The sequence below is a fragment of the Acidobacteriota bacterium genome, from assembly GCA_040754075.1.
GTDB lineage: Bacteria > Acidobacteriota > Blastocatellia > UBA7656 > UBA7656 > JBFMDH01.
In genome coordinates, this window is sequence record JBFMDH010000004.1 from 304,312 (window position 1) to 317,055 (window position 12,744).

The following is a 12,744-nucleotide window of genomic DNA, read 5'->3' on the forward strand; positions in this document are numbered from 1 at the left end:
AAAGCGAAATGGTTTAAGCTTACTAAAACGATTTAGTTAATACGTTCCGCAGACTAGCACTGTCCCAAAATGGAGTCAAGCGGATTTTGGTCAAGTGAAAAATAAAATATCCATGCTTGCCGGGGGAACGCTTGATTTGAAAAGGTCGATATGCGAAACTCCGCACTATGCCGCGCAAAAAAAGCGACATTGCTGCCAGCAAAAAGCGGGGAATTGAACATCATCGCTCAATCAGCCTGAAACAACTGGCTGCTCATGTGGGCTTGTCACCGACAACCGTCTCCTTCGTTTTAAACGATTCGCCGCTTGCGAGCACCATTCCCCAGGAAACCAAAGACCGCATCTTCGATGCCGCCAGAGAATTGAATTATCGTCCCAACTTTTTAGCGCGGTCGCTGAGAACGCAGCGCAGTTATACGATAGGTGTCCTGGTTCCCGAAGTCAGCGGCGGTTACACGGCAGGCGTCATGAATGGCATCGAAGAATACCTTCTTGAAAAAGGCTATTTTTATATTGTTGCAAGCCACCGCCATAAACCCGAACTGCTGGATTATTATCCCAAACTTTTTCTTGACCGTTGTGTCGAAGGCATCATCGGGGTCGATACGCCGATTCACAAACCGCAACTGTTGCCGATGGTTTCGGTATCAGGACACGAAGACATCAAAGGCGTCACCAACATTGTTTTAGACCACCAGAAAGCCGCCGAACTGGCGATTGAATACATCGTCCGTATGGGACATCAACAGCTTGCGGTGATCAAAGGGCAGGCGTTCAGTTCCGATACCCAAGTGCGTTGGGACACCCTCAGCAATGCCGCCAAACAACATAATATTCGTATCAATCCTCAATTGGTTTCATCGCTTGAAGGCGATTCGCCGTCGCCGGAAATCGGTTATCAGGCGGCAAAAAAATTGCTCGCCGCAGGCAACCCGTTTAGCGCGGTTTTCGCCTTCAATGACATTTCGGCAATCGGCGCAATCAGCGCCTTTCGTGAAGCCGGTTTTCGGGTTCCCGAAGACATTTCGGTTATCGGCTTTGATGACATAGACAGCGCTTCGTTTCATAACCCGCCGCTTACCACCATTCGTCAACCGCTCAGACGGATGGGTTGGTATGCCGCCGAAACTCTGCTCGACCGCATCACCAAAGGCGCAGATTTCCACTACCCGGAAATATTAACCGTCGAACCGAAATTGATTATTCGCCAGTCAACCGCCGCCGCTCCGGCGAATGGAGCGATGAAAAAAATCAGAGCCCGAGGTCGTTAATTCAACTCTGCTCATCCGCATTCCGCAAGCGATTCATCATGCTGCAAACCGCGCAAAACCCCAAAAGCGAAAAAAACCAACTAAACCTGATTGTTCACGTCGGGTTTGCTTTGACAGGTGTGGTGACGACGATGATGGGCGCTGTTCTGCCGATGTTTACACAGCGTTGGTCGATTGATGATGCGCAAGCCGGCTACCTGTTTGCCGCGCAAAATGTCGGCGGCTTGCTGACCACACTTTTTGTCGGAGAAATCATTAAGCGTTTTGGCATCAAAGCGGCTCTGGTAGCCGGTTTCGGGTTACTGGCAACCGGAGTTGCGGGATTGAATGTCAGTCAGTTCGGTTTCGGCATCGCAGCCGTTTTCTTATACGGGCTGGGTTTGGGGATTGCCCTTCCTGCATCGAATATTTTAATTGCCGAACTCAACCGCGAACGCCGGGCGGCGGCGTTGAATATTTTGAATTTCATCTGGTGCATCGGGGCGGTTATCGGTACGCCTGCACTGAGCCTGTTGATCGCGCGACTCAACCTCTGGTTGCCTCTCGGCGGACTGACCTTTGTGCTGTTTGGCATCGGAGTGATACTTTCGCAATTAACAGGTTGCTTTGAAACCGAAACGCAAAAAAATATTCAACCAACTTCATCAAAGACAACCGATGATTCAAAAATTCGCTTTGCGCTCTACATTTGCGCCTTCGCCTTTCTGGTGGTTGGCATAGAAAATTCTTTGAGCGGATGGATTGCCTCTTTGGTTACCCGACTTGATGCCTCGCAACGTTCATTTGCATCAATGTATCAGGCGGTTTTCTGGGTCGCCATGCTTTTCGGCAGAGCCTCTGCGCCAAAAACCCTTTCGCGCATCTCGGAAATGCAATTGCTGCTGCTGGGCGTTAGCATCGCAACACTGGGCATGGCGACGATTCTAGCGTCAGTTAACTTCGCCATGATTTTATTGGGTATATTTATTTCAGGGTTGGGACTCTCAACGATTTTTCCAACCACCATTGCAATTTTTTCGCAGGTTCTCGGCGCACAGGCAGGGCAAAAATCGAACTGGCTGTTTGCCAGCGCCAGTTTCGGAAGTTCTCTGTTGCCCTTTCTGGTCGGCGTCGTTTCTTCACGGGTTACCAATCTGCGCGTCGGTTTAAGTGTTGCGCTGATTGCGGGCGTTTTCGCAACCATCTTACAGGTTCAACTGCGACGACTGGCGCAAAGGAATTCAGAACCTCACTAATGCCGCCAACGTACAGCCAGTTATGACCAATCAAATCGAAACCAAAGAATCGTTCAAACTGGTGATGCTGGCTTCGGTCTTCACTTTGATTTTATGGTTCATTCCTTTTGCCGAAGTTATCACCTATCCCGTCAGATTATTCGTCACCTTCATTCACGAAGCCGGACATGCGCTCGCCACGGTTCTCTCGCTTGGCAGTGTTCATCAGATAGAGCTTTATACGGATGGCAGCGGCGTAACCGAAACGATGGGCGGCATGCGTTTGTTGATTTCCAGCGCCGGTTATTTGAGCACGATATTTTTTGGCGCAGGAATATTGCTTTTGCTTCGCAAACAAAAGTACGCCAAACCCCTGGCGTTGATAACGGCGGCATTATTGGTCATGGTCACGGTTCTCTGGGGCGGCAATATTTTAGCCTGGGCAGTCGGCATGATTTTAGGCGGCGCTCTGCTTGGTTTGGCATTTAAAGGCAAACCCGGCGTCGCCCATTTCGTGATGAGTTTTCTCGGCGTGCAATCGATTCTGAATGCGCTTTATGATTTGCGTACCTTACTCTATTTGTCAGCCTTTACCAAAGAATCAACCGATGCGGCAAATATGTCTATAGCGACCGGAGGGTTCATTCCACCGATATTCTGGGCGCTCGGTTGGTCATTGATTTCCGTTGTGATGCTGGCGTTGACGGTGATGGTCTATTATCGCAGCATCAACCATCGCGCGGCGCTTGACCCGGTAAAAATACCGCAACTCTTACCGGACGATTTCAACAAAGTGTTCGATAAAAAATTGTAGCGCGTGTTTATCGCTTCACTACCGTTTCAACAAGTGTTCGCTTATTCTTCGATGGCTTCTTCATCCAGCAATTCTCTCACTTTTTTACTGAGTGACGCGGGCGTAAACGGTTTTTCCAGAAAAGCGATATTCGGTTCAAGGATGCCATGACTGACAATCGTCCGGTCGGTGTAACCTGACATATAGAGAATTTTTTTGTCATATCCCATTGCCCGCAACTGCTCAACCAAATCACTGCCGCTAAGACCGGGCAAGACCACATCGGTTATGACCATCTCAATTGCATCCTGATGTATCTGGCAAAGGTTAATCGCCTCAATGCCATTGCTGGCTTCGATCACCGTGTAGCCATTCATTTCGAGGATTTGACGCGCCAATGTCCGAACCGCTTCTTCATCTTCAATCAGCAAGAGGGTTTCCGACCCGCCGTGCGGGGTACTTGCCGCTTGCTGCGCATCATTTATTTCAAGCTTTTGATTGATGCTTGGCAAATAAACTTTAAAGGTCGTGCCCTGATTCAGCTCACTGTAAATCCAGATGTTGCCGCCGCTTTGTTTGACAATGCCATAAACCGTGGATAAGCCGAGTCCCGTGCCTTTGCCAAATTCTTTGGTGGTATAAAACGGTTCAAAAATACGGGATTGTGTTTCTTTATCCATGCCGATGCCGGTGTCGCTCACCGCCAGCAGAACATAGGGACCGGGTTTGATGGTCACATGGTCGCTGGCATAGGTTTCATCCAAATGGATATTGGCGGTTTCAATGGTTAATTTGCCACCTTGCGGCATCGCATCGCGGGCATTGACTGCCAGATTCATAATGATTTGTTCCATTTGTCTGGGGTCAGCTTTAACGGAATCGAGTTGCGGGTCGGGGATAACTGAAAAATCAATATCTTCACCAATCAACCGCCGCAACATCTTTTCAATATCATCAATGACCGCATTCAGGTTGATGACTTTGGGTTGCAGCACTTGTTTGCGACTGAACGCGAGGAGTTGCCCGGTCAATTCGGCAGCCCGTTTCCCGGCTTTTTCAACTTCGGCAATTTTTAAATAAATCGGGTCATTATCCTGGAGTTGATCCATCACCAGTTGGCTGTAACCGATGATCGCGGTGAGCAGATTGTTGAAATCATGAGCGATGCCACCAGCCAGTCTCCCAATCGCCTCCATTTTTTGCGCTTGAATCAATTGTTCCTGAGTATCGCGCAGCAAACCTTCGGTGCGCTGTCTTTCACTTAAATCGCGAAAGACGATGACCACCCCTGTCGGATTGCGGGATTCGTCGCGCAGACAGGCGGCGGAATAATCAATCGGAATTTTTTCGGCTTTGCGGTTGAGTAGAAAAACATTCCCCGATATGTCGGTGACAATGCCACTCGTCAAGGTGGTGCTAATCGGGTCAATCAGTTGTTCATAATCATTTGCCGAGAGCATTTGAAAAACTTCTTTGGCTTGTCTGCCGATGGCTTCTCTAGCGCCCCAACCGGTTACCCACTCGGCTACCGGATTGAGGAAGGTGACCAGGGTTTCTCTGTCAGTGGCAATCACGCCATCGGCAATTCCGCGCATGGAAGCGGCAAACCAGTTTTCAATATTGCGCTGTTTAATTTCGGCTTCGTGTTTATAAAGCGCCATTTCGATATTGGCGCGCAGTTCGCGTTCGGAAAAGGGTTTGACGATGTAGCCAAAAGGTTCGGTGATTCTGGCGCGTTGCAAAGTCGTGTCATCGGTATAGGCGGTTAAATAGATAACCGGAATTGACCAGCGGCGGCGAATTTTCGCGGCGGTTTCAATGCCATCCAAATCGCCTTTTATGACAATATCCATCAGCACCAGATCGGGTTCGGTTTCTTCGATAAGCGCAATGGCTTCGCGTCCCGATGAGGCAATTCCGGTGACCTCATAACCGAGCAACGTGAGGCGGGCTTCCAATTCTCTGGCGATAATAATTTCATCATCAACAATCAAGATTTTTTTAGGTATCATCGAAACTATCCCCTTTCTTTATACTGCAACTCACCGAAGGTAATTTGAAATCGAGTCTTGGGTTGATTGAATACCTCAATCTTGCCTTCGAGTTGTTTGGTTAAATCCATCACCAGTTTGAGTCCCAGAGAGCGGGTCTTTTTCCAGTCGAGATTGGCAGGCAATCCCACCCCATTGTCACTAATGGATAGGCTGAATTGCTTATCGCCGAGCGGATGCAAATCAACCCAGATTTCTCCCGGTTGATTATTGGGAAAGGCGTGTTTGAGGGCATTCGAGATTAACTCGTTAATAATGAGTCCAAGCGGAATGGCGGTGTCGATTCCCAGATGAATGGTTTCCAGGTCGGTATGAACCGCGAGTCCTTCGTGCAGTCCACTATAGGTGCGAAAAATATCCACCAGCAGGTCGCGAACATAACCTGCAAAATCAAGCTTCTCGATATTATCCGAACGGTAGAGTTTTTCATGAATCAAGGCAATGGATTTGACGCGCGTTTGACTCTCGCGCAAAATTTCGAGGGTCGCCGTATCATTGACATAAGCCGATTGCAGGTAGAGCAGAGATGAAATGACCTGTAAATTATTTTTAATCCGATGATGCAGCTCTTTTTGATGAACCTCTTTCAGATGCATCTCTCGCCGCATAGCTTCCTGAACTTTCAGTTCAGCCGTTTTTCGTTCGGTGATGTCGCGAACCACTGCCAGCACGACCCGGTCGAATTCCATCTGCACAGGACTGAGCATGACATCAACAGGAAATTCTGTGCCGTCTTTACGTTTGCCATAAAGTTCCAATCCCGCGCCCATCGTTCGCGTGAGCGGCGCGTTGAGAAAGCCTGAGCGATGACCGATATGTTTTGCAGTAAAGCGGTCGGGAATGAGAATTTCAATCGGCTGGTTTATCAACTCGTTTCTGGTGAAGCCAAACATCTCTTCGGTTTGGGCATTCGCGCGGGTGATGCAGCCATTCTTACCGATAACGATGATGGCATCAGGGGCGAATTCAAACAGGCGGGAAAAAATTTCCTGGGCTTCGCGCGCCTGGGCTTCGACAAATTTGTGTTCGGTAATATCACGAACCGCCGCAAGAATCATTCTGCCGTTTTCGCTTTCAATCGGACTGAGCGAGATGTCAACCGGAAATTCCGAACCGTCTTTACGCTGCGCATAAAGGTCGAGGGCTTCGCCCATTGGACGAACATGCGGAGCGCCGAGATATTGATTGCGCTGATTGATATGGCGATTGCTGAACCGTTCGGGGATGAGGCATTCGACGGGCTGTCCGATGAGTTCATGGCGACTGAATCCGAACATCTGTTCAGCCCGAGCATTGACCTGATTGATCAATCCGTTTTTATCAACAACGACAATCCCATCGGGGGCAAATTCAAAAAGTTGTTGAAAAATTTTTTCGTGGTCTGGGCTGGCTCCTTTATTAATGGACGATGGAGCAGAAATGTCAACTAGGTCTTCATTCAAACGCATGGTGATTTAGCTCCGGGAAAATTTTTTATTATTTATTTTCTCAAGGAGACGCTTTCCCAAAACCCTGCGCCGCATGTGGTACGTTTAAATGTTCACTTCGATTAAAATTCGAGGTGAGGTGCTAGATTTCCTGGCACATAGACTAACTCTTTTTAATCGCTTCTACCAGAAGTTTTTTTCTTTTATTCAGCCTTGCCGGTAATTATTCAAGAATAAAACGAGCGCGTCGGCGGGTGAACAAGCGTCACCCGCGCAACCTTCGTAATTTCTTTTTAATTTTTCTTTGAGGTTTAAAATTTGCCGAACAGGTGACCCATCGAGCGAAAGATGTCTGTATAAAAATTACCGCCGATTTCTCTGACAATTTCAAAGGGCAAACCGGGTGCGCCAAAAAACGGGCGCAATGTCCACGCCAATTGCGTGCCAACAAAAGCAAACAGCAGTAACCAGAATCGCAGAAACATGCGCCGCGCCTTGATCATTTGGACATTGTCTTCGGAAAGTTGAACGTACATGCGATTGAAAAACAGCACGCCCAGCAGACCTGAAACCGAGAAAAAGGAAACATTGAGAATTTTGAAAAATTGATAATTGTGCGTTGTCACAATGAAAAAGAGGGTAATCGGCGCAAACCCAACCAGTGCCAGCCCGATAATCGCGCTGCCGGTAGACAGCAACACAAAGGTCTGTAAAACGGAGCGCTTGGAGCCGAAAAATGAACTGAAAATAAATAATGTCGGCATGCAGATGGCGCTCGTCAGCAAAAATAAAATCGGCAGTTTTAAACAGGATGAAAGGGCTTGCAGCAAACTATGCTGACTGCCGATGATTGCGCCATAAATTCCAAATGAGACAGCCGCAATCAGATTGAGGTCAATCAATTTTCTTTTTAAGTCGCTGCCTTCGGCAATCTCTTTTACGAACGCATCACGATCTTGAAGTATGGAAATCAACGCTTTCATCTGAAAATCTCCTGAAATGTAATTGGCATCGGAATGAACGAGAATTTCGGGCACGGGCTTCATTCGCCTGATAATGGCAATCGTGTTGATAGATAATGTTACGCTGTTGATTCTTCGTAAAACTCTTTGATGGCGCGTCAGATTTTATATTGATTTGTCGCGCTTCAGTCAAGCTTAGGAATTTTTATCCGGGAAAGCGTCGGGCAACTGCCGCTGCAAATTTGCTTTCATCCGCTAATCAGTGATAAAAAAGGTTGAGGTCAAATTTAACCTCAATTTCTCATCACCAAAGTTATGACGGATAAAATCATTCACAGCATCCGATTTGATGAAAGCGGCTTGATTCCGGCAATCGTCCAGGACATCGCCACCAACGAAATCCTGTTGCTGGGATTTATGGACAATGCCAGCTTGCTGAAAACCATGCAAAGCGGACAAGCCCATTTTGTGCCGCGAGGCGATGTCACGCCTGCTTTGCCCGCCACGCATCGCTTGATGGATGTGCGCGTCAATCTCGATGGCGGGTCGCTGACGATTTTCATTGAACAGGAATCCCCGACTCAGGAAAAACGCAAACCGCGAAGCTTGCTCAAAGATTTCAACGACGCGCAAAAGCCCAAACCTTCGGATGTCGCTGTGGTTAATGTCGATTCGATGGAATTCGGGTTGGCGTTGCATGACCTTTACAACTTGATTGCCGACCGCAAAGTGAAACGTCCCGAAGGCTCATATACCACTTATCTGTTCAACAGCGGCATTGACAAAATTTTGAAAAAGATTGCCGAAGAATCCGGCGAAGTTATCATCGCTGCCAAAAATCGCTCGCATCGCGAAATCGTTTCGGAACTCTCTGACCTGTTTTATCACCTGCTGGTGTTGATGGTCGAACGCGACATCAAATTAACCGATGTGCATACGGAATTGAAAAATCGCGCCTCGCAAGCGCCGGGCAAAAGCAAATAACGAAAGCAACCGATTGATGAACAATTTAATCCCCTCGACTTATGAAGAGTTTTTACAACTGGCTGCGCAAGGCACAGTGATTCCCGTATCGAAGCGCGTGATGGCGGATTTGCTGACGCCGGTTGCCGCCTATTTGAAAATCGAACGTTACAATCCGTTCTCTTTTTTATTGGAATCGGTCGAAGGCGGCGAAAAGGTTGCGCGTTATTCTTTTCTCGGCTTTGACCCGCATACCATCGTTCGCGCCCGCCAGGGTCGCGTCACCATTGAATCAGACAATAAAACTCAGGAAACCGACCAACCGATGCTCACTGTGCTCAGGCGTCTGTCGGGACAACATATTCCGGTCAAACTCCCAGATATGCCGCCATTTGTTTGCGGCGCGGTTGGTTACATCGGCTATGACGCGGTGCGCTGGTTTGAAAAAATTCCTGACAAAAATCCCGATGATTTAAACATTGATGAAGCGGTGATGATGTTTTTCTCGCGCATTCTCGCTTTTGACCATGTGCGACAGCAAATTCACATCATCGTCAATGTCTTTACCGATGGCGAAACCACAGATTTAAAAACTCTCTATGAAAACGCCGTGCGGGAAATCGAAGCGATGGAAGCGCGACTTGAAGACCCGATTGAACCGTTGCCGCGTGGCGAAAAACCTGAGCGATTGAAACTGCGTTCCAACATGACCAAAGAGCAGTATGAGGATGCCGTCGAGCGCGCCAAGCAATACATTGCCGCTGGAGATATTTTTCAAGTGGTCTTGTCGCAGCGATTCGATGTCCAACTCTCAGTTCATCCGTTTGAAATCTATCGCGCGCTGCGGGTGGTGAATCCGTCGCCTTATATGTTTTTTCTGAAAATGCATGACCAATTCGTGCTCGGCGCATCACCGGAGATGTTGGTTCGCGCCACAGGTCGCCGCCTTGAATATCGTCCGATTGCCGGCACCCGAAAACGCGGCGCAACCGAGACCGAAGATTTACTGCTTGGCGAAGAGATGCGCGCCGATGAAAAAGAGGTCGCAGAGCATGTCATGCTGGTGGATTTGGGGCGCAATGATTTGGGGCGGGTCGCCGATTACGGTTCAGTCGAAGTCACCGATTTGATGATCATCGAACGCTATTCACATGTCATGCATCTGGTTTCGGCAATCAAAGCGAGATTGCGTTCGGGCAAAGACCGCTTTGATGCGCTCGCGGCTTGTTTTCCGGCGGGAACTCTGAGCGGTGCGCCGAAGGTGCGGGCGATGGAAATCATTGATGAATTGGAACCGACGCGCCGAGGCATTTACGGCGGCGCAGTGATGTATCTTGATTATTCGGGAAATCTCGATTCGTGCATTGCGATTCGCACGATTCTCGTCAAAAACGGCAAGGCTTATATTCAAGTCGGCGCGGGCATTGTCGCCGATTCCATTCCTGAAAGCGAATACGTCGAAACCCTCAATAAAGCCCGCGCCATGTTGCAGGCAATTGAAATGGTTGAGAAGCAGTAGGCAGTAGACAGTAGGCAGTAGGCAGATTCAGTTTCAGCCTACTCAGGTCTTTTATAAATATGGTTATAGAAATTATTGCAAAGCAACTGCTAAAACTTTAAAACTCAAAACTGCCTACTGCCTACCGCTTACTAATCCGCCTTCTCGCCGCCCTCTTTTTTCGCTTGTGCGGGTGGTTTGAAACCTTCGCCTCCTGTCCAACTGGCAACCGTTTTGCCTTCAAAGGTCGCTTCAACGGAGACCTTTTTCGAGCCGTTGCGAGCCGCTTGCAAAGTGTTGTACCAGTTCCACAGGGCGCGTTGTTGCAAGCCGATGGGCGCATCGGCAAACGTCGGTTTGACATTGACCGTGAGTTTGTCGCCGCTCAGGTCAAAATTTTCAACCCGCGCATCGGCAGTTAAAAGGTCTTGTAAATCTTTTTCGGTTTTGCTGCCCGCCTCATAGGTGCCGGATGGTTTGATTGTTCCCGAGTCGCCGCCACAACCGGCTAACCCGAGCGCTGCCATAATGATTGATGCAAAGAGAATAACTTGAAAATGATGCTTGATACCAAAGCTAAGGGTTCCTCTATTCATTGATTCCTCTCTCTTCAAGTTGGGATTTGCGGAAATAAAATGCGCAATTGCAGGCACCCATTATCTTAATCAAACCACTGTGAGTCAAATCGCCTGACGTAAGTTTTTCTTCCAGCGTCCCGGAAATTCTATTAAAATTTCAGGCGAAAAATTCGCGGGTATTGAAAGATTATCAATCGCTATCATCGAATGCCTTTACATCCGGTGGGAAGTTGTCATTTTATATGATAAATTCCGCCCGGAGTTTTGGAGAGGAAAGACCTGAATATGAAAAAAATTTGTAGCCTGTTGTTGATTCTATCACTGCTCAGTTTGATGCAATCGGTTAGCTTTGCCGGATGGCAGCGCACAACGGATTCAAAATCCAATAAAAATTATATAGAAGGCGAGTTGCTGGTTAGATTCAAAGACACGGCTACCGCGCAAGCCACGCGCAACGTCAATGCGACAGTCGGCGCAACCGTCCTGCACTCTTATGAACACGTTATCGGCAAATGGCAACACCTGAAATTACCGGAAGGCATGACGACAGATGCGGGGCTTGCCACTTATCGTTCATTTCCCGAAGTCGAAATGGTGCAACCCAATTTTATTTATCGTGTTGACGTGACGCCGAACGACCCGCAATTCGGTTCGATGTACGGGATGACGAAAATTTCTGCGCCAACCGCCTGGGATACGACAACCGGCGGCACCTCCATTATCGTCGCAGACATCGATACGGGAACCGATTACAACCATCAGGATTTGGCTGCGAATATGTGGCACAATCCCGGCGAAATTCCCGGCAATAATATCGATGATGATCAAAACGGTTTCATTGATGATGATGTGGGATACGATTTTTATAACAATGATCCTTCACCGCTCGATGGTCATGGACATGGCACACACACAAGCGGCACCATCGCCGCCGTCGGCAATAATGGTGTCGGGGTGGTCGGCGTCAATTGGACGACGCGACTCATGTCGCTGAAAACTCACGCCGATAATGGCGATTCGAGTTCGGCTGTGGTCATCGCCGCATTCAACTATGTGACGATGATGAAAAATCGCGGCATCAACATACGGGTCACCAGCAACAGTTGGGGCGGTGCGCCTGAAGCCGCAAGTTACGACCAGGCGTTAAAGGACGCGATTGATGCAGCGGGCAATGCCGGGGTGTTGAACGTTTTTGCGGCGGGCAATAACGGCTCCAATAATGACAGCACACCGTTTTATCCGGCGACCTATAACTCGCCAAGCATCGTGTCGGTGGCATCTTCGGATTCAGCGGACAACCGTTCAGGTTTTTCCAATTTCGGGCTGACCACGGTTGATATAGCTGCGCCGGGTTCAGGCATTCTCAGTACCTTTCCGGGAAATCAGTACGGGTCGATCAGCGGCACTTCGATGGCGACACCACACGTTGCCGGAGCCGCCGTTTTATTGTTAACTGCCAATCCCAATCTCTCGGTCGCTTCATTGAAGGCGACCTTGATGAATCGCGTAGACCAGTTGGCGAACTGGACGAATCTGGTAGCATCCGGCGGCAGATTAAACGTCGCTAATGCTTTGACCAATCAAACCACCTGTTCATTTAATCTTTCACAAGCGAGTCAAAATTTTGCTGCTGCGGGTGGCAGTGGCAGCGTCAACCTGACAACCAATTCCACCGCCTGTAGCTGGGGGGCATTCAGCAATGCCGCCTGGATTATGGTTACCTCGGCAAGCGGCGGATCGGGTAACACGACGGTCAATTTTTCGGTTGCACAAAACCTCGGAAGCGCCCGCGCCGGAACCATCACCATCGGTGGGCAAACCTTTACCGTGAATCAAGCGGGAGTATCAACCTGCACGTACAGTTTGAGTAACGGGAGTCAGAATTTCACTTCCGGTGGCGGCAGCGGCTCGTTCAATGTCATCACTCAAACCGCTTGCAACTGGACGGCTTCGCCCAATGCCAACTGGGTCTCGATTACCTCAGGCA

Annotated in this window: 10 protein-coding genes; 6 read left to right on the plus strand and 4 right to left on the minus strand. The window is 48.8% G+C overall.

What is annotated here, in order from left to right; genetic code table 11:
• Window positions 1–167: 167 nt before the first annotated feature.
• The 3 genes from AB1757_06950 to AB1757_06960 are packed head-to-tail and all read left to right on the plus strand — an operon-like array spanning window position 168 to window position 3,299.
• A complete protein-coding gene (locus tag AB1757_06950; protein MEW6126759.1) occupies window positions 168–1,271 on the plus strand; it encodes a LacI family DNA-binding transcriptional regulator in 1,104 nt (367 codons plus the stop codon).
• A gap of 38 nt (window positions 1,272–1,309) precedes the next feature.
• Window positions 1,310–2,506, plus strand: a complete 1,197-nt coding sequence (locus AB1757_06955) for an MFS transporter (protein ID MEW6126760.1) — start codon at window positions 1,310–1,312, stop codon at window positions 2,504–2,506.
• A gap of 22 nt (window positions 2,507–2,528) precedes the next feature.
• Window positions 2,529–3,299: a M50 family metallopeptidase gene (locus tag AB1757_06960; protein MEW6126761.1), complete on the plus strand. Its 771-nt coding sequence runs from the start codon at window positions 2,529–2,531 to the stop codon at window positions 3,297–3,299.
• A 41-nt stretch (window positions 3,300–3,340) separates the two neighbouring features.
• Here the strand turns inward: AB1757_06960 and AB1757_06965 are convergent, their stop codons facing one another.
• From AB1757_06965 to AB1757_06975, 3 genes are all read right to left on the minus strand, one after another.
• A complete protein-coding gene (locus AB1757_06965; GenBank protein MEW6126762.1) occupies window positions 3,341–5,290 on the minus strand; it encodes a response regulator in 1,950 nt (649 codons plus the stop codon).
• A gap of 5 nt (window positions 5,291–5,295) precedes the next feature.
• Window positions 5,296–6,777 carry a PAS domain S-box protein gene (locus AB1757_06970; protein MEW6126763.1) on the minus strand — a complete coding sequence of 494 codons (1,482 nt, stop codon included), beginning with the start codon at window positions 6,775–6,777 and terminating at the stop codon, window positions 5,296–5,298.
• A gap of 290 nt (window positions 6,778–7,067) precedes the next feature.
• Window positions 7,068–7,739 carry an actin-binding WH2 domain-containing protein gene (locus AB1757_06975; protein ID MEW6126764.1) on the minus strand — a complete coding sequence of 224 codons (672 nt, stop codon included), beginning with the start codon at window positions 7,737–7,739 and terminating at the stop codon, window positions 7,068–7,070.
• Window positions 7,740–8,033: 294 nt separating this feature from the next.
• Between AB1757_06975 and hisE the strand changes: the two genes are divergently transcribed.
• Window positions 8,034–8,702, plus strand: a complete 669-nt coding sequence (gene hisE / locus AB1757_06980; protein MEW6126765.1) for a phosphoribosyl-ATP diphosphatase — start codon at window positions 8,034–8,036, stop codon at window positions 8,700–8,702.
• Window positions 8,703–8,718: 16 nt separating this feature from the next.
• The gene (gene trpE / locus AB1757_06985) at window positions 8,719–10,200 is read left to right on the plus strand and encodes an anthranilate synthase component I (GenBank protein MEW6126766.1); all 1,482 of its coding nucleotides are present in this window, start codon (window positions 8,719–8,721) and stop codon (window positions 10,198–10,200) included.
• Between the two features lie 131 nt (window positions 10,201–10,331).
• Here trpE and AB1757_06990 read toward each other — a convergent pair whose 3' ends face one another.
• Window positions 10,332–10,775, minus strand: coding sequence for a hypothetical protein (locus AB1757_06990; protein ID MEW6126767.1), 444 nt, complete (start codon window positions 10,773–10,775; stop codon window positions 10,332–10,334).
• Between the two features lie 267 nt (window positions 10,776–11,042).
• Here AB1757_06990 and AB1757_06995 point away from each other — a divergent pair.
• The coding region (locus AB1757_06995) for a S8 family serine peptidase (protein MEW6126768.1) at window positions 11,043–12,744 on the plus strand (1,702 nt) is incomplete at its 3' end.

Bases quoted from the DNA above. Each gene is read 5' to 3' on its own strand.
- trpE (MEW6126766.1), top strand. From the start codon at position 8,719: ATGAACAATTTAATCCCCTCGACTTATGAAGAGTTTTTACAACTGGCT.
- AB1757_06990 (MEW6126767.1), bottom strand. From the start codon at position 10,775: ATGAATAGAGGAACCCTTAGCTTTGGTATCAAGCATCATTTTCAAGTT.
- AB1757_06965 (MEW6126762.1), bottom strand. From the start codon at position 5,290: ATGATACCTAAAAAAATCTTGATTGTTGATGATGAAATTATTATCGCC.
- hisE (MEW6126765.1), top strand. From the start codon at position 8,034: ATGACGGATAAAATCATTCACAGCATCCGATTTGATGAAAGCGGCTTG.
- AB1757_06960 (MEW6126761.1), top strand. From the start codon at position 2,529: ATGACCAATCAAATCGAAACCAAAGAATCGTTCAAACTGGTGATGCTG.
- AB1757_06975 (MEW6126764.1), bottom strand. From the start codon at position 7,739: ATGAAAGCGTTGATTTCCATACTTCAAGATCGTGATGCGTTCGTAAAA.
- AB1757_06950 (MEW6126759.1), top strand. From the start codon at position 168: ATGCCGCGCAAAAAAAGCGACATTGCTGCCAGCAAAAAGCGGGGAATT.
- AB1757_06955 (MEW6126760.1), top strand. From the start codon at position 1,310: ATGCTGCAAACCGCGCAAAACCCCAAAAGCGAAAAAAACCAACTAAAC.
- AB1757_06970 (MEW6126763.1), bottom strand. From the start codon at position 6,777: ATGCGTTTGAATGAAGACCTAGTTGACATTTCTGCTCCATCGTCCATT.